This is a genomic window from Paenibacillus sp. cl6col, from assembly GCF_900102125.1.
In the GTDB taxonomy this organism is placed as follows: Bacteria; Bacillota; Bacilli; order Paenibacillales; family Paenibacillaceae; genus Paenibacillus_B; species Paenibacillus_B suaedae.
Window position 1 is genome coordinate 16,853 of sequence record NZ_FNAZ01000008.1, and the last position, 17,235, is coordinate 34,087.

At 48.2% G+C, this 17,235-nt stretch carries 15 protein-coding genes and 1 other annotated feature; of the genes, 2 read left to right on the plus strand and 13 right to left on the minus strand.

The window, feature by feature from the left end; all coding sequences use genetic code 11:
* Positions 1–5 precede the first annotated feature (5 nt).
* From minD to BLS15_RS20010, 8 genes are all read right to left on the minus strand, one after another.
* Positions 6–803 carry a septum site-determining protein MinD gene (gene minD / locus BLS15_RS19975; protein WP_021254221.1) on the minus strand — a complete coding sequence of 266 codons (798 nt, stop codon included), beginning with the start codon at positions 801–803 and terminating at the stop codon, positions 6–8.
* A 4-nt stretch (positions 804–807) separates the two neighbouring features.
* The gene (locus BLS15_RS19980) at positions 808–1,464 is read right to left on the minus strand and encodes a septum site-determining protein MinC (protein ID WP_021254220.1); all 657 of its coding nucleotides are present in this window, start codon (positions 1,462–1,464) and stop codon (positions 808–810) included.
* Positions 1,465–1,592: 128 nt separating this feature from the next.
* Positions 1,593–2,120, minus strand: coding sequence for a rod shape-determining protein MreD (mreD, locus tag BLS15_RS19985; RefSeq protein ID WP_021254219.1), 528 nt, complete (start codon positions 2,118–2,120; stop codon positions 1,593–1,595).
* Complete coding sequence (gene mreC / locus BLS15_RS19990) at positions 2,117–3,019, minus strand: rod shape-determining protein MreC (RefSeq protein WP_036591306.1); 903 nt, start codon at positions 3,017–3,019, stop codon at positions 2,117–2,119. The genes mreD and mreC overlap by 4 nt, the downstream gene beginning before the upstream one ends.
* A 188-nt stretch (positions 3,020–3,207) precedes the next feature.
* Positions 3,208–4,242 carry a rod shape-determining protein gene (locus tag BLS15_RS19995; protein ID WP_021254217.1) on the minus strand — a complete coding sequence of 345 codons (1,035 nt, stop codon included), beginning with the start codon at positions 4,240–4,242 and terminating at the stop codon, positions 3,208–3,210.
* A 43-nt stretch (positions 4,243–4,285) separates the two neighbouring features.
* Positions 4,286–4,972: a RadC family protein gene (radC, locus tag BLS15_RS20000; protein WP_021254216.1), complete on the minus strand. Its 687-nt coding sequence runs from the start codon at positions 4,970–4,972 to the stop codon at positions 4,286–4,288.
* A 166-nt stretch (positions 4,973–5,138) separates the two neighbouring features.
* On the minus strand, positions 5,139–5,747 hold the full coding sequence (locus BLS15_RS20005) for a Maf family protein (protein ID WP_021254215.1): 609 nt from the start codon (positions 5,745–5,747) through the stop codon (positions 5,139–5,141).
* A gap of 280 nt (positions 5,748–6,027) precedes the next feature.
* The gene (locus BLS15_RS20010; protein WP_021254214.1) at positions 6,028–7,392 is read right to left on the minus strand and encodes an SPOR domain-containing protein; all 1,365 of its coding nucleotides are present in this window, start codon (positions 7,390–7,392) and stop codon (positions 6,028–6,030) included.
* Between the two features lie 177 nt (positions 7,393–7,569).
* Here BLS15_RS20010 and BLS15_RS20015 point away from each other — a divergent pair, with 177 nt between their 5' ends.
* Complete coding sequence (locus tag BLS15_RS20015; RefSeq protein ID WP_021254213.1) at positions 7,570–7,806, plus strand: hypothetical protein; 237 nt, start codon at positions 7,570–7,572, stop codon at positions 7,804–7,806.
* A 150-nt stretch (positions 7,807–7,956) separates the two neighbouring features.
* Here BLS15_RS20015 and murC read toward each other — a convergent pair whose 3' ends face one another.
* The 3 genes from murC to BLS15_RS20030 all read right to left on the minus strand — a co-directional run bounded on the left by murC (position 7,957) and on the right by BLS15_RS20030 (position 13,483).
* Entirely contained in the window at positions 7,957–9,327 is a 1,371-nt protein-coding gene (murC, locus tag BLS15_RS20020; protein ID WP_021254212.1) for a UDP-N-acetylmuramate--L-alanine ligase, read from the minus strand.
* Between the two features lie 7 nt (positions 9,328–9,334).
* Positions 9,335–10,720: a bifunctional folylpolyglutamate synthase/dihydrofolate synthase gene (locus BLS15_RS20025; protein WP_090513542.1), complete on the minus strand. Its 1,386-nt coding sequence runs from the start codon at positions 10,718–10,720 to the stop codon at positions 9,335–9,337.
* Between the two features lie 93 nt (positions 10,721–10,813).
* Complete coding sequence (locus tag BLS15_RS20030; protein WP_269321462.1) at positions 10,814–13,483, minus strand: valine--tRNA ligase; 2,670 nt, start codon at positions 13,481–13,483, stop codon at positions 10,814–10,816.
* Positions 13,484–13,645: 162 nt separating this feature from the next.
* Positions 13,646–13,938 (minus strand) — a binding site (T-box leader).
* Positions 13,939–14,361: 423 nt separating this feature from the next.
* Between BLS15_RS20030 and BLS15_RS29105 the strand changes: the two genes are divergently transcribed.
* Entirely contained in the window at positions 14,362–14,526 is a 165-nt protein-coding gene (locus BLS15_RS29105) for a hypothetical protein (protein ID WP_162833933.1), read from the plus strand.
* A 98-nt stretch (positions 14,527–14,624) separates the two neighbouring features.
* Here BLS15_RS29105 and BLS15_RS20035 read toward each other — a convergent pair whose 3' ends face one another.
* Together BLS15_RS20035 and BLS15_RS20040 are read right to left on the minus strand one after the other, a co-directional pair.
* Positions 14,625–16,178, minus strand: a complete 1,554-nt coding sequence (locus tag BLS15_RS20035) for a LysM peptidoglycan-binding domain-containing protein (RefSeq protein ID WP_090513546.1) — start codon at positions 16,176–16,178, stop codon at positions 14,625–14,627.
* A gap of 143 nt (positions 16,179–16,321) precedes the next feature.
* Positions 16,322–17,209, minus strand: a complete 888-nt coding sequence (locus BLS15_RS20040) for an RluA family pseudouridine synthase (protein WP_028533792.1) — start codon at positions 17,207–17,209, stop codon at positions 16,322–16,324.
* Between the last annotated feature and the right edge of the window lie 26 nt (positions 17,210–17,235).

Here is a 17,235-nt window from a genome sequence, read left to right on the forward strand (position 1 = left end):
ATTAATCATCCCATTCCAAAAAACTTCTTCACACGGTCTAGCACGCCTTTCTTCTGTTCAAGCGGCATCAGTGGTACTGTATCCCCCAAGATGCGGCGCGCGATATTCCGATAAGCCACAGCAGCAGGAGCATCTGGATTCATGACCGTAGGTTCACCAGAATTAGCCGCTTTAATAACCATTTCATCATCAGGAACAACGCCTAGCAAGTCGATATTGAGCACTTGCAAAATATCATCCAGCTCAAGCATGCCGCCATCCTTCTTCATCATATTGGCGCGAACACGGTTCACAATCAGCTTCGGCGAGGAGACTTCCGAATTCTCCAGCAGTCCAATGATCCGATCAGCGTCACGAACCGCAGCATTCTCAGGCGTCGTAACAACGATGGCATGGTCTGCTCCTGCGATCGCGTTTTTGAATCCTTGTTCAATGCCTGCTGGACAGTCAATAATAACGTATTCGAATTCCTTCTTCAGTTCCAGAACGATATCCTTGATCTGTTCTGGAGACACTGCCAACTTATCCTTCGTCTGAGCGGCAGGCAGCATATACAACTCATCAAAGCGCTTGTCCTTCACAAGTGCTTGATTCAATCGGCAACGGCCATCCGCAACATCGCAGATATCATAGATGATACGATTTTCGAGCCCCATCACGACGTCTAAGTTGCGAAGACCGATATCTGTATCGATCATGCACACTTTTTTGCCGAGCAAAGCAAGCGCGGTACCAATATTCGCGGATGTCGTCGTCTTGCCGACGCCGCCTTTGCCCGAAGTGACGACGATTGCCTCTCCCATCCTTCTACACTCCTTTGAACATATTGATGTCCTTGCGAACGCGATGTAGCTGCGAGATTTTATCAATTTGCATGACACCTTCATGCACATAAGCAAATTCCATATGCGATTGGGTTACACCCCATTCATCTGGCGGTCTGCTAATAATTTCCCCGATGCGCAGTTGCGTCGGTGCAAATAACGAGGCCCCAATAACGGCAGATAGCTCTCCTTCTGCCCCTGCATGAACCATTCCACGCAGCGCTCCTAGGACCATTACATCGCCAGTGCATATAATCATTCCGCTAGGATTGACATCTCCCAAAAACAATAAATTTCCTTCGTGGCGCAGCACCTGTCCAGAACGTACCATACCGGTTCTCGTCTCAATACGATACCCCTTCTGCTCCGCCTTCTTGTCCTCAAAAGATTCAATCGAACGTACGAGTAAATTCCCCCGCTGACGCAGTACATCCAGCACTTCAGTCTTCTGCTCGTCTGTTGCAGCGCGGGCTCCTAACTTGACATCGACATATACAATCGGTCCGTCGAAAAAATGCGGTGTATGTTCAAGCTTGTCGCGCAATTCGCCCAACAAGACTGCAAATTCACACTTATCGTCAAGCAGGAACACTAGGCCGTCCTTCATGCCTTTAATCGTTACCAGTGACTTGGCCGTCATGAAAGGTCCCTCCCCAATTTTATCTTTTTCGAGATGGAAGAGGAAAGTTCCTGCAACACCGGGTTGAAAAAGAAATTATCGATAACAAAAAGGCATAAGCCGTCTGGAAACATATTCCAAGACGGCTATTACCCCTGTTCATCTTCGGCAGACTTCTTCCCAGACAAATGGTCGAACCATCTTCGCATCGGAACATATATGGCCAGCGAGAAGACAAGCTGTACAATCAAGCTTGGAATCATAAAATCGAATATCGCATATTCGAATGTCATTCCATGCAAGCCAAACAGTCGGTAAGCTGCATACAGCATCGTCTGATAGGCAAAACTGCCGAATACAGAAATGATTATCATCGTAATCATGGATGTGTTGCGAGACGCAAAAAGTAATCCTGTCAAATATCCGAGCAGCCCCATGCTAAATGTGTGTGGGCCCAGCATATGGCCATAATATACAATATCCTGCAGAAACCCGAATCCCAATCCCATCATCAACGCAGCATGCCGATGATGATATACGGCATGATACAGTATTACGATGAATACCAGTTGCGGGACAATCCGTCCTTGCCACGCATCTGGAATAAATACAGGCAGCAGCGAACCTTCCAGCAGGAAGAGAATGAACATAAATACGATCATCCAGTTTCGATTCATTGCTGCGCCTCTTTCCCCGTCTCCTTCATGTCCGGTGTGATAACGATGAACAACTCACGCCAGTCACGATAGGTTGCAGCAGGCTTAACCGTAGCAGAATGCGTCAATCCGATGTCCCCTACTTGCCGCGATACAACTTGGCCGAGAACGAGACCTTTCGGGAATGAACCGCCAAGGCCGGACGATACAATGGTATCTCCTTCTTCCAGCTCATCATCCTCTTGAATACGTGTCATTAAGAATGTACCACTGCTGTGGTCATAAGACTCAATCACGCCGAAAGACTTGTTTTCTTTTCCAAGTACAGTAGCTGATATTGCTGGTGAGTTCGGATCCTTCTCATCCATATTCGTCAACAACTGGACTGTGGAGGAGAATTCGAATACGCGGCTGACAATCCCGACTACGCCTTCCGTCGATATAACCGGCATTCCTTGACGAACTCCATTTTTCGAGCCAAGGTTCAAGTTCAACGTCTGGTTAAATGGATCGGCCACATTGATCGACGTCACTTGTGCAATTCGGTATTTATAAGGCATATTCATCTGCTTCTGACGCTCCGTAAATTCCAGATCGTCTAGAAGTCTCTTATTTTCTGCCGCAACCGAATTGTAGTAGGCCTTATCCCTTGTATATTGCGCGAGCATCGTCTTCAATTGCTCATTTTCTTCGTGCAGTTCCTTCAGACTGGAGACATCCTTCACGAAATTCGATACATACGATGCCGGTCTGTAGAATATTTGCTGCACAAAGGTTACCGTATCATGCACAAATTTCTCTGGCCAAGTAAGGTTTAGGCGTCCGCCTAGTGTAAACCCCATTAACGCAATAAACAAAATAAGGCCAAACAACATCAAAAATAAACGTTTGTTCCCCAGAAGCTTAAACAGTATTAACACCTTCTCATCGTAAAGAGGTACTCGTTCCCTCAGAAAAGAGGTCGCTCACGATGTCCACATGCCATCATGAAGTCGTTTCCGCAAGCTTATGCCCAAGCATCAGGCTTGGCAGCAACCTTCAGTGATAACAATGCCCGCGTCGTTGGAACGAATCGACGCGGGTATCAGACTCCCTCATGGGCGTATTCTTATCGTTTGGAACGAAGCGCAGAGCTGCTGCGTCCCTTGAACAAATGAATATTATCAAGCGCGCGTCCAGTACCAATCGCTACGCAATCAAGCGGATTCTCTGCCACGATGACCGGCATGCCAGTCTCACGAGCAAGCAGCTTATCCAAATTGCGAAGCAAAGCGCCGCCACCTGTCAATACAATACCGCGATCCATAATATCAGCTGCAAGCTCAGGAGGACATTTCTCCAATGTTACCTTAACAGCTTCAACAATAGAGCTCACTGTATCAGCCAAAGCATCTGTAATTTCGTTCGAGGAGATCGTGAGCGGCTTCGGAAGACCTGTCAGCAAGTCGCGACCGCGAATCTCCATCTGCTCTTCTTCATCAAGCCCCATAGCCGAGCCGATATCCATCTTCAGCTGTTCAGCTGTGCGCTCACCAATCATCAAGTTGTATTGGCGCTTAATGAATTGAATAATTGCTTCGTCCATTTCGTCGCCTGCAACACGAACGGAACGGCATGTCACAATACCTCCAAGGGAGATCACCGCTACTTCAGTTGTACCGCCACCAATATCTACGACCATACTTCCTGTTGGTTCCCATACAGGCAAGTCAGCACCAATTGCTGCCGCGAACGGCTCTTCAATCGTATAAGCTTCTCTAGCACCTGCTTGCTTCGTAGCATCTTCAACTGCACGCTGTTCAACAGCAGTAATACCAGAAGGCACACATACCATTACGTTCGGATGACGCGGAAACAGCGAACGCTGCTTCTGAGCTTGCCGAATAAAATATTTTATCATAGTAGCAGTTGTGTCGAAGTCAGCGATGACGCCGTCCTTCATTGGACGGATTGCACGGATATTCCCCGGCGTACGTCCAATCATATTTTTCGCTGATTCTCCTACCGCTTCAATCGTCTTCGAATCTGTGCGGATTGCTACCACAGACGGTTCGCGCACGACGACACCTTTACCGCGTACATAGACCAATGTATTAGCAGTTCCCAAGTCAATACCTAAATCTTTCGTAAAGCCACCCAACATGATGTTAATCTCCTTTTTATAACCTTCAATCTCAATCATTATATTACATGAGCCCGCGTTCCTTCAAACTCACATATTGGTTATCGCCAATAACCAAGTGATCCAGCAGTTCGATACCAACAATTTCTCCAGCTTCCATGAGCCGCCTAGTAAGCGCTACATCCTCTGGACTCGGTGTTGGATCTCCGCTTGGGTGATTGTGAGCACAAATGATGGAAGCTGCACCACACTTCAGGGCAGCCTTGAAAACTTCGCGGGGATGTACCAAAGATGCATCCAGGATTCCGATCGTAACCGTCTCCTGTGCCATAATTCGATTCTTCGTATTCAGAAACAAACAAATAAAATGTTCCTTGTCATAGTATCGCATCGACTCCATAAGCAGATCGGCTGCATCTTGCGGCCGTCGTACCTGCAGTGCATCCTCAAGACGAGAACGCGACATACGGCGTCCAAGCTCTAATCCTGCTTTTAGCTGCAGTGCCTTAGCGTCGCCAATACCACGAATCGCTGTCAACTCTGTCACAGACATATCGTGCAAATGCCGAAGCTGTCCTACGTGATTCAATATTCGCTGCGCTAATGTAATGGCCGATTCATTTCTCGTGCCTGTACGCAGTAATATTGCAAGTAATTCAGCATGACTTAATGACTCTGCCCCATATTGCATCATGCGTTCTCTCGGACGTTCTTCATGGGGAAGATCGCGTAGAAGTGGACTATGTCCCATCTTACAACCCCCTGTAGTCGATTGTCCGGTCGCCATCATGCACCGACGAAGCACCATTGGTCGGCATCCGCTGTTCCTAGGACCGTCTTGCATTCAACATTTCATACTCATCTTATCTCATTTACAATTACTGCTCCACCTTGCTGCTCCGTACTGGCAGCGCCCATTACGGGATGATAATGCCATACGAAGCAAGCATGTCGCTAACAAGCGACAACGGCAATCCAACTACGTTGAAATAACAGCCTTCAATTTGCGTGACAAGTGTTGAGCCAATTCCTTGAATCCCATAGGCCCCTGCCTTGTCCATTGGTTCACCAGTTGCAACATAGCGATGTATCTGTTCATCTGTCCATGGCTTCATATGGACTGTGGTTACACCATGCGCAACTTCTGTATGTTCGTCCGCTGAATCAATCATCGCCACGCCGGTATACACCTTGTGCGATCTTCCCTGCAGCCTAGTCAACATACGAACCGCATCCTCTTCATTCACTGGCTTGCCCAGCACTTCGCCATCCAAGACGACAATGGTGTCGGAACCGATGACAATAACGTGCTCACCAGCCGCCTTGCGGACATCTGCTACCGCCTGTGCCTTGCGCAGTGCCAGCGTCTCAACAATACAGTCAGGATCCAGATTGGGATCCACTGTCTCGTCTGCATCGCTAGGATGTACGACATAAGGAAGACCGAGTGAACGGACAAGCTCTTGTCTCCGTGGTGAGGAGGAAGCCATTACGATCGTTGGTCGCTCGAATTTGGATATACTCATTTTCGTAGTCGCTCCTCGCCATTTTTTGACACTGTTCTATTATACGCGTAACTGGCTGTCGAAACAAACATTCAAATGAGGATCTTTGCAAGATTTAGATGAACAATTTATGGTAATCTATGCAACAATCCCAAATTCATGCAGTTTTCTATCCTTCCCCTCACAACAATGCGAATGCAAGTTCTTATATACAAAACAGAGCCCCTTCAAAGAGCTACGCTCCTATCAAAAGACTCTGTTCCCAACAATATAATTGGCATGTGATCTATTCCGCTCTCAGCTACACCTTCATCGTACCCAACCAAACCGCCTCTGCATTCCGATAATGCATAACCGCCTGCTGGATACTCCATAAATGTGAGGACGAAGGCTGCTTATTATACTCATTCACTGCACTGATTGCTGTGTTCATGCTCTGAACCAGCTCCGTCCAAGCTTTCTTGGACTGGTCAGGAATCCCTTTTTGCACGTTGCTCATTTGCTGTGTCCACTTCTGATGCTCCTTCCGAAGCTGTTCCGTGATCTCTTGAGTGAATGCTTCGGTATTGGTTTTTTCTAAATACGCAATCGATTGAGACATTAACCATTCATTCACCACGTCACTTTGGCCTAAAAATTGCTCCACGGAGGCTGAGTCACCTTGGAATGCCAACTTTGTAATCGCCGGACGGTTCAAGGTTCTCACATACAAGTCCACCTGCTTGTTCTTCAGCAACGCGCTCAACCCCATCGCATCCTCCTTCGAAGGTGCGATCGCGGCATACACGCGATGCTGCTCTGACTTCTCCTCCATCGCAGCCAGCCCGAGTTCTCTCAGCTCCGTCGCTGCCTTCTGAGCCCCTTCTTCCTGGGCGAACACACCATATTGCAGCATGTAAAACACTTTCTCTGGAATATTCACATCCGTCACATACAGACCTGCTGCGGCTGCAGCCGAATTCTCTCCATTGCTAGTAGATGAGGACTTGCTTCCTGAATCCCCTGCCTTCACCGTTCCCTGTTCGTTCAATGCCGTGTCCTTAGATGCCGGCTCTCCACCTTTTCCTTGCTTATCATTCGCGAATACTGGAATAGCATCACTTGGATTAGGCATCGATACTTCGCCCTTGAATAGAGACAGAGCGAGAAATCCGAACAAGGCACCCGTTGCGAGCGCGCCCGCAACGGAAGCAACGACTCTCCACACCGGGGGCTTGCGAGAACGTGTATGAATACCATGCCATAACAACTCGCCTTGATCACTAAGTGAACTAGAGGCAGGATCTTCAATAGAGGTTGGGATCGCATAACCGTTCTTCGGAATGTCATATTCAGGCTGACGATCCGACTCCCGAATCCAGCGCTCCACTCGTTCATCTTCGCTCTCTGCCTTTTCTTGTTCCCGGTCATTGTTCGGAGCATCTATTTCGACCTTTTCTATATGATGCCGATTCTCTATGGGAGTTGATTCACTATACTCTTCAAGTTCTGATACGCTCGCCCGCTCAACTGAAACCCCATTCACAATCGTACCATCAGACATCTCCTCCCAATCTGTAAGCCGCTCTTTCTTCTTGCTCGCCTCTATGCCCTGAATCTCATGTTTATCCTTCACAGGCTGGGAATCATCGAATCGAAACGTCATCTTCGTTCGCATGTTGGTCATATCCGAACACCTACCTTGTCCTATTGGTTACTAGTAGATTTATGCTAGATTCGAATCCAATAGAACCTACCTTACAAATTATTGACTAGAAAGTGCGTCCGTCCTCCTATATGCGTCCTATCAAATCTTGCAACGCTAGCATATGATATACAATCCCGCAGCAAAGGAGGGAATAGAATGAACAGCAAGAAAAGCAAGAAAAGCAACTTGCGTTTGACCCCAGCTGAGGTACGTCGATTCGTTAGACGAAATATCGGCCGTCGCGTGATTGTCGTTCTTTTTACTGGAGAAGTACTGGTTGGCAGAATCTTATCCTCGGGGCTTATCTCCTTCCGATTACGTGTACAGCGCCGGGGCTTTTTCTTTATTCGTCGTATTCTATTTGCAGCTGTAGTTGCTATTAGACTTGTGTAATCCACTCAGACAAAGACAATAAGTCAACAGAAAAAAAGATCGAACGAAGGGCCAAAATCCTGACCCCCAGCTCGATCTTTTCTTGCTATTCTAGTTGTTTACAGACTTACATCCCACTGTTGGAACATCGCTGACTTACTGCCAGAGATACTACGATTTCAATGCCTCAGTTAAGTCACGCGCTGTCTTCCAAATATCACCTGCACCCATTGTGATTACCAAATCTCCGGACTTCACAATTGATTTCAGATGCTCTAATGCATCATTCTTATCCGCAATGTACTGTGCGTTGCTGTTGCTGTTTTCGCGAATCCGGTCAACCAGTTTCGAAGAGTGTACCCCTTCAATCGGCTTCTCCCCAGCTGGAGAGTAGATATCTGTCAGAATCAGTTCATCTGCACCCTCAAATGCCCGGCTGAACTGATCGAACAGGAAATAAGTCCGCGAATAACGCTGCGGCTGGAATACGGCAACAATACGACGGTTTGTTGCTTTGGCAGCAGTAAGTGTTGCCTCAATCTCCGTCGGATGGTGAGCATAGTCATCTACAACAAGTACGCCCTGCTCTTCCCCAATTACTTGGAAACGGCGCTTAGCGCCAATAAAGTCCACGATAGCAGCAGATGCCTGTTCAAACGGAATGCCTGCACGCATAGCAACAATAATGGTCGCCATTGCATTCAACACATTATGCGTACCTGGAATAGACAATTGTACTGTGCCAAGCGCCTTGCCTTGATGATTCATCGTAAAGGTCATGCCGCGATCTTCCGCAATAATCTCTGTAGCTGTATAATCAGCCGCTTGTTCAATGCCGTATGTCACAACACCTGCGCCCAAGTTCGGAAGCATAGAACCAACAATTGGATCATCCGCACACACTACAGAGCATCCTTCCGGATTTACTTGTGACAGGAACTGTACATAAGCTTCCTTCAATCGCTCGAAATCCCCGCCATAATTCTCTAAATGATCTGCCTCTATGTTAAGTACAACCGCTATATGAGGGTGATAATTCAAGAAGGAGCCATCACTCTCATCCGCCTCAGCTACTACATATTCACTATTTCCTGCTTGGGCGTTTGTTCCTAGGTTCGTCACTTCGCCACCAATAATATAAGTCGGATCTACGCCACAGCGTTCCATGACAAAAGCAATCATGGAAGATGTCGTCGTCTTCCCGTGAGCACCAGCTACAGCGATGCCTTTCTTAGCATTCAGCAAGCGCGCCAGCATCTGTGAGCGGTGAATGACTGGAATCCCTTGCTGTTCAGCTGCAACTCGCTCTACATTATCTTTCGGACAAGCCGTAGAGTATACTACTGTGTCTGCGTTCTGAACATAGGCAGGGTCATGCCCGATATGTACAGTCGCTCCCTTTTTGCGTAACTTTTCCGTCAAATCCTGTTCGGCCACATCGGACCCCGTGACGGTGTACCCCATTTCCAGCATGACACGAGCGATGGCGCTCATCCCATAGCCCCCGATGCCGATAAAATGAATATGTTCCGTCGTATTCAAAACGAACTCACCAACCCTTTTCAGATTCGGTCCGATGCAGAACGAAAGAACGCACGTCTGCAATCAGATATAATGTCCCCGTAACTACTGCTAAATCTCCAGGCTCTGTTATCGCTTGTAGCTGTTCCAAAGCCTTATGCCAATCCGGCTCTACAAGAATGGTTGGACATTGTATATCGCCCTCGCCCTCCATCACTTGCTCGGCAATATGTTTCAAGCTCTCCGCATCCATCTTCTTGCGGAAATCTGGTTCTGTAAAAATAACGGTATCTGCTAAAGGTAGTATATGTCGTAGAACATCGGGATGATGCTTTGTCGACAGCATACCCATCATAATATGAAGCCGTTCATACCGGTACGTATCGCGCAGCGCTTGTGCAAGCGTCGCTGCCCCCTCCGGATTATGCGCTCCATCGAGCAGCATGCGAGGCTTCTCGCATACCATCTCTAAGCGCCCTGGCCATGCTGCACGCTTCAGTCCTTCTCGCGTGGTAGCATCCTCTAACATGAAAGCCATATATTGTCGCAGCACTTCAAGCGCCATTAATGAGGCGGCCGCATTCTTCAACTGATGTGCCCCGTTCATCGTGAGCGACATTCCTTCCATCGAACGGAATGGGCCGAAGAATGTGAAGTTCTGTTCATTTTCAATCGCATGGAGCAGTTCCACCCGGAACTGTTCGTTCATGACATACAGTGTAGATTGGTTTTTCTCAGCAGCCTGCTTAATCACTTCAAGCGCTTCTGGCTGCTCCACCGTCGTCACCGCTGGCACCCCTGGTTTAATAATTCCTGCTTTCTCGGCAGCAATCTTCTCAATCGTATCCCCAAGTATGTCCATGTGATCATGGCCGATATTCGTAATAATCGATACGATCGGCGTCACGATGTTCGTTACATCAAGCCGTCCGCCAAGTCCTGTTTCCCATACGACGACATCCGGGAACGTCACTGTCGCATAGTACATAATGGCGAGCGCAGTTGATACTTCAAACGTCGTCGGCGAACCGAGCGGCGTTTGTGCGATTTCATCCACCAACGGCTTCAGCTTGTTCACAAGTTGAAGCAGCGTATCTTCAGGAATGTCCTCGTTGTTGTACTTTAAACGATTCGTATACTTCTCAATATAAGGAGAAGTAAATGTGCCGACATCATATCCGTTAGCAAGCAAGACACTTGTTAACATCGCACAGGTCGAGCCTTTACCATTTGTGCCCGCAACATGAATGAACTTCAAGCGACGGTGCGGAGAACCTAACCGCTCCATCAACAGTTCGATCCGATCCAATCCAGGACGGATTCCAAAAGGAATTAAAGAATTAATCCAATCAATTGCGTCTTCTACCCGAACAAAAGGAAAATCGGTTGCTTCCGTCTCGCTTGTCGTAGGCATAGTTCCTCATCCTTTATCAGATGTCATTAAACGACCGAACCGGCATGTGACAGCGCTCACGTCCGGATCGGTCGTACATATCGCACAGGTTGTTTACGCTTCTTTCAATTCGGTAATACGCGCCAGTACTTTATCTCTCTTCTCACTGTAATCACGCTGCTTGGCACGCTCTTCATCAATGACCGAAGCAGGCGCCTTCGCGATGAAACCTTGATTAGCAAGCTTCTTATCGACACGCTCCACTTCTTTGTTCAGGTGCTCGACTTCTTTTTGAAGACGTGCAATCTCCTGATCAATGTCAAGAAGGCCAGCGAGCGGCAAGTACAACTCGGCTCCTGTCACAATAGCGGTCATCGCTTTGTTCGGAGCAGCAGCTTCTATGCTTACCTCCAGCTTCGAAGTACCGCAGAAGCGTTCCACGAACTCAAGGTTGTTCGTAATGTTCGCTTCTACCATACGATCAGTCGGCTTCACAATCAATTCTACCTTCTTGCTCATCGGAACGTTCACTTCAGCACGAATATTGCGTACTGCGCGAATCATATCCATAAGAAGTGTCATCTCGCGAACCGCCTCAGGCGCTTCGAATTCAGCACGGTATACTGGCCATTCCGCAAGTGTTACCGTCTCGCCGGAGTGCGGCAGATGCTGCCAAATTTCCTCTGAGATGTACGGCATGAACGGATGGATCATGCGCATTGTATGGTCAAGCACGTAAGCTAAAACGGATTGCGTCTTCTTCTTCGCTTGCTCATTCGAGCCATACAAGCTAAGCTTCGCAAATTCAATATACCAATCGCATAGATCATCCCAGATGAAGTTATTGAGTACACGGCCTGTTTCTCCAAACTCATAAGCATCCATCAAGCGTGTAATTTCGCGGGCAGTCTCGTTCATACGGTGGAGAATCCAGCGGTCAGCTGTGCCCAATTCGCCTGTGATGTCGATATCCGCATAAGTGAACCCTTCCAAGTTCATCAAAGCGAAACGGGATGCATTCCAAATCTTATTGGCAAAATTGCGAGCCTGTTCTACACGTTCCCAGCGGAAGCGCAAGTCTTGGCCTGGTGTACTGCTCGTCGAAATCATGAAGCGCATTGCATCAGCACCGTACTTCTCGATAACTTCAAGCGGATCGACACCATTCCCAAGCGATTTGGACATTTTCTTACCATCAGCATCACGCACCAAGCCGTGCATCAGCACATCCTTGAACGGAATTTCGTCTGTAAATTCCAACGCCGTAAAGATCATGCGGGATACCCAGAAGTAAATGATGTCATAGCCTGTAACGAGCACATTCGTTGGATAGTAGCGCTTCAGATCTTCTGTCTGTTCCGGCCATCCAAGTGTGGAGAACGGCCACAATGCAGAGCTGAACCATGTATCGAGTACATCTTCATCCTGCTTCAAGTGGTTGCTTCCGCATGACGTACATGCAGTCGCGTCTTCTTCTGCAACATGAATGTGTCCGCAATCCTCACAGTACCATGCAGGGATGCGATGTCCCCACCATAGCTGGCGGGAAATACACCAGTCGCGTACATTCTCAATCCAATGCAAATATGTCTTCTCGAAGCGATCAGGCACAAAATTAACACCTTTGCCAGACTTCTGTGCTTCGATTGCACGCTCCGCGAGCGGCTTCATCTTCACGAACCATTGCGTAGACAAATACGGCTCTACAACTGCGCCGCTGCGCTCGCTGTGACCAACTTGATGCACATGATCTTCAATCTTGATCAGCACGCCTTGTTCTTGCAAATCCTTCACGATCTGCTTGCGGCAATCTGCACGATCAAGCCCTTGATATTGACCAGCCAGCTCGTTCATTTTACCGGACTCATCCATTACCGTAATTTGCGGCAGTTGATGGCGGAGTCCCATTTCGAAGTCATTCGGATCATGGGCTGGCGTAATCTTAACCGCACCACTTCCGAAGTCTTTATCTACATAATCATCAGCAATGACCGGAATCTTTCTGCCAACAATCGGCAGTACCAGCATTTTGCCAATCATATGCTTATAGCGCTCATCCTTAGGGTGTACAGCTACTGCTGTATCGCCAAGCATCGTCTCCGGACGTGTTGTCGCCACAGTGATTGTGCCGCTGCCATCCTTCAGAGGATATTGCAGGTGATAGAGATGCCCCTGCACTTCCTTATATTCAACTTCGATATCAGACAATGCCGTACGTGCTGCCGGATCCCAGTTGATAATATACTTACCGCGGTAGATGAGACCTTTCTCATAGAGCTTCACGAATACTTGGCGAACCGCACGAGACAGACCCTCGTCCAGCGTAAAGCGCTCACGGGAGAAGTCCAATGACAGTCCCATCTTCGCCCATTGCTCACGAATCGTATTCGCATACTTCTCTTTCCAATCCCATACACGCTCCAAGAATGCTTCACGCCCAAGATCATAGCGTGTGATTCCTTCTTCGCGCAGCTTCTGCTCTACCTTCGTCTGCGTTGCAATACCTGCATGGTCAGAACCTGGAAGCCACAAAGCATCATATCCTTGCATCCGCTTGAAACGAATCAAAATATCCTGCAATGTAAAGTCAAGTGCATGACCAATATGCAGCATACCCGTAACGTTCGGAGGCGGGATTACGATTGTGAACGGTTCAGCATCCTTGCGTTCACCTGCTTTAAAATACTCGCCTTTCATCCAGAAATCATACCATTTCTGCTCCGCTGCCTTCGGATCATACGTCGTAGGCATAGACAGTTGCTCTTGATTCTCTGCCAAGCAAATCCCTCCGTTACATAATCATGAGTATCTAATCGACAATGTTCAGCCTATATAATCGAAGCAAAGCAAATCATACTGCTCGATCCATGCATGCTTCTCTAAGCGTATAGCTCGGTATTTGCAAGGACAATTCGCTTACGTAGGCAAATAAAAAAACCTTACGCCGCAAAGGACGAAAGGTTTAGCTTCCGTGGTACCACCTTTATTCCGCTCCCAGTAAAGATCCTTACATCTTACAGATCGTGTGAGCGGCACTTCAGTTGCAAATAACGGCTGCGGCCGGCCTATTCTAGCGTATCCGGAACATGATGAACATCGTGTTCATACATTACCGTGACACGTTCAAAAGGGCAACTCCCAGGTGACTTCAGCGCGGGACAATCCTGCAGGCGTTGCACCGTGTCGCTCTGCTCTCTGTAAGGGGCCAATCGCTTACTAATCCTGTTCATAGTCTTTCAATCAGATCTTTATAAAAATAAACAATAACATTTACGATATATTGTACCTTCGCATACCGAGCGAGTCAATAGACGAAGCACAAAAGGATACTGACAAATGCTTTCCCTATTAGAGGATGTTCAAAAAGTCCGCTTTTGATCACGAAGTAAATCATGAAGTGGACTCGGCATCGAATCTTGAATTCAGCCGGGCCTAAGCAGATGCTTACGAAGTATGTTTCCTGCGGAAACATCTCAGGTGCTCATGTACCCAAAACGTACGCTCCGCTCCTCAGGCCCTAGCTTCATCCAACTGAGGCGTTTTGAAAAAACGCACATCGGAAGCATAAGCTTCGGTGCTGAAAACCGGCCTTTTTGAACTCGCACTATTAGTCATATCCTGTTTTTCATTTTTCATAACATGTACTATAGGAGGTGTTTTACATGGAACGGTGGTGGTGTCGTGTTCGAGGTTCCATTAAAGGGGTTCTTTTCCCCATCATTTGCTTGCAATTTGTTCGCACGTTGCTTCTGCCAACAGCATTTGACGTATTTTTGCTATTTGTATTATTCCTCATCTTCATTGGATTTTTGTGGGATGTATATTGAAGCTTGTACTCTTGTACAACTGCATTCAGACACAAAGAAACCCGTCGCTCATTGAGCCATACGGGTTTCTTGCCTATCTATAGGGAGTGGAGATATCGTTACGAGGTGGGAATATACAGAACTTGCCCTTCGGATATATCCGATTCCGCTAAGCGGTTGTAGAGCGCAATTTCTCTCGAGTTCATGCAATAGCGATCAGCAATTGTATCGAGTGTTTCAGAACGCTGCACAATACACAAGCGCACCTTCTTGAAAGCCCGCTCATCATCAATACGCTGCAGGAATAGCGACTGCCACTTTACTTCCTCACCAGTTGTCTCCTCATTCATTGCTGCTAGCTGCGCTGCCTCTTCTTCCTTCTGGATACGTTCCAGTTCTTGAGACTCCCGCTTCTTCTGCAGCAACGAACTGAATCCAACTGGTTCCGCTGCTTCCGGCTCACTTTGTTTCGACTTGCCGATTGCAACCTTCATCTCCTGCTTGGCAGCTGCTGGAACATCCTCCGGCTCATTCAATGGAGCAGCTGCTTCAATATCGTCCCGCTCCACTTCCTGATTCGAGGCGAGCGATTCACCTTCACCCTCTGATTGAACAGCTGCATCTACTTCGATGGATTGCACACTTTCCTTTCTCGCAACAGGCTCATTCGTATTTGCATCATTCGAGAGGGTCGGTGAATGAGACTCCAACTGAGTCATTTTCGCTGCTGGCTCGTGTTCTGCGCTATCCGTGGCAGCACTTGCTCTGCCCGGCGCTCGCCCTGCTTCGCCTTGCCCCTCGGCACTCTGAACCTCTAACCGCTCCTCCTCATCTCGCGTCTCTCTGGCCCACTGAGAACCACTCCATGTGAGCGGAATACGTTCAGATTGGGGAGTATCTCCATCAAATGCATCATGATTGGTTTGTGCAGGCAGCAGCCTCTCCCCTTCGAATTCGCGAACCTCCACGTCTTCAGCAGCTCGATCGAAGTTCTCTTCCAACTCTTCTTCTGCCTGATCCTCCATCTGTTCCTCTGCCTGTTCTTCTGTTTGTTCTTCTTGCTCCTGTTCCTCTGAAGCCCTAACAGGACTGAAATCTCTATAATCAGCTTCTGTTTCTACTTTCGATTCAGTCGCAACTTCCGATTCAATTGCAACTTCTTCAGTCACATGCTCTGCTGATTTCGTGAACGCCGGTGTGTATGTACCGTAGTCACGCAGCCACGCTGGCTCTTCCCCATCGTGCTCGAGCTCCGTTTGATGTACAACTGTAAATTGCTCCGGCTCCCAAGCCGCTGGCTCTATACTTTCCATTGAGATGCCGCGCAGCGATAAAATTCCTGTAATATTTAATGTACGTGTTGATAAAAGGTCTACATCGAAGTGCTCAATATCGACCGAAATATCATCCAAGCTGCGCACCCGATTTAAGGGGAGTGTGATTTCAACAGGGATCCAATGCTCAAGCGAATGACTGCTGCGCAGTTCATCAGCACCTACATATGCCCCAGCCAGCAGCAAGCTGCCACGCACTGTCACCTGGTCACCAGCAGGAATGACCTGAATGTGCGGTGTCAACTCCACTTCTTCCAATTGATCAATGCCGACCACTTCGTCGGACAAGTGCACACGTTCATAAATATCAAAGCGCAATCCATATGATTCTTCGTTCACAGACCGCTCCTCCTCCCGCAGTTCATATGCCATCTTCCCTTGTGACCAGCGTACATGCGATATGGCAACGATGTTAAGCTACAGTCGCAAAGTCAGACTCGTATCACTACTTCATCTATATGGGAGGAAAGAGAGGAGCATGACTATATTTTTTGCCGCAAGCGCAACATGTCCTCAGGCCACGGGGCGTCTACAACAATCTGTTCTCCTGACAGCGGATGAATGAAGCGCAAACTCTCCCCATGAAGCGCTTGTCTGCTAATGAGCTTGCCATCGCCCCCATATTGCGTATCTCCCGCAAGCGGATGCCCCTTCGCACTCATATGCACCCGAATTTGATGTGTCCGACCCGTCTCCAGCGTTAGGCGCACGAGGGACAGTTCTGAGCCGGGCTGCAGTGTTTCATAGTGGGTAATCGCAGGAGCTCCGCTATCGCTTACCCGATATTTGCCGCGATGATGACGATCCTTCCCTATGGGCGCATCTACCGTTCCAGAAGCCGGCGTCAGCGTTCCCTGAACAATCGCATGATAGATGCGCTCAATCTTCTTCTCGCGCATCATCTCATCCAGAATCACTTGTGTACACGGCTGCTTCGCGTACAGCACCGGCCCGGTTGTATCAACATCTAAGCGATGTATATGCAGCACCTTGGAAGCCTGCCCCGTCCATAGATAGTGGCATGCCACAGCATGGGCAAGACTATCCCGCCTCTTATCCTGCTCCGGTGTCGTTGGATGAACCGCCATACCTGCAGGCTTATATACAACCAAGCAAGCATCATCTTCATACAGCACCTCGGCAGGTGCGTCAGCGGGCTCATAAGCATCCGATTCAGCAACAAACCATTTCACACGCAGCCTATCTCCTGCAGTGCGAATATCTCCCGCATGATTCATTCTATGAACGAAATTCTTCGGCAAACGCAGCTCGCTAATCAGCCATGCCAGTGTAGATTGTTCATCTTGAAGCGCTGCTTTGCCAGGCATGAATTCTATCCATTCTCCTTGTCGTCTCCAATATCGTGTCATAACGCACCTCCTCCGTTTCTATCCAT

Excerpts from the sequence above, each read along its gene's own strand:
- BLS15_RS20040 (WP_028533792.1), bottom strand. The coding sequence starts at position 17,209 with ATGACACGATATTGGAGACGACAAGGAGAATGGATAGAATTCATGCCT.
- BLS15_RS19980 (WP_021254220.1), bottom strand. The coding sequence starts at position 1,464 with ATGACGGCCAAGTCACTGGTAACGATTAAAGGCATGAAGGACGGCCTA.
- BLS15_RS29105 (WP_162833933.1), top strand. The coding sequence starts at position 14,362 with ATGGAACGGTGGTGGTGTCGTGTTCGAGGTTCCATTAAAGGGGTTCTT.
- minD (WP_021254221.1), bottom strand. The coding sequence starts at position 803 with ATGGGAGAGGCAATCGTCGTCACTTCGGGCAAAGGCGGCGTCGGCAAG.
- mreD (WP_021254219.1), bottom strand. The coding sequence starts at position 2,120 with ATGAATCGAAACTGGATGATCGTATTTATGTTCATTCTCTTCCTGCTG.
- BLS15_RS20015 (WP_021254213.1), top strand. The coding sequence starts at position 7,570 with ATGAACAGCAAGAAAAGCAAGAAAAGCAACTTGCGTTTGACCCCAGCT.
- BLS15_RS20005 (WP_021254215.1), bottom strand. The coding sequence starts at position 5,747 with ATGAGTATATCCAAATTCGAGCGACCAACGATCGTAATGGCTTCCTCC.
- radC (WP_021254216.1), bottom strand. The coding sequence starts at position 4,972 with ATGGGACATAGTCCACTTCTACGCGATCTTCCCCATGAAGAACGTCCG.
- BLS15_RS20025 (WP_090513542.1), bottom strand. The coding sequence starts at position 10,720 with ATGCCTACGACAAGCGAGACGGAAGCAACCGATTTTCCTTTTGTTCGG.
- BLS15_RS19995 (WP_021254217.1), bottom strand. The coding sequence starts at position 4,242 with ATGTTGGGTGGCTTTACGAAAGATTTAGGTATTGACTTGGGAACTGCT.
- BLS15_RS20010 (WP_021254214.1), bottom strand. The coding sequence starts at position 7,392 with ATGACCAACATGCGAACGAAGATGACGTTTCGATTCGATGATTCCCAG.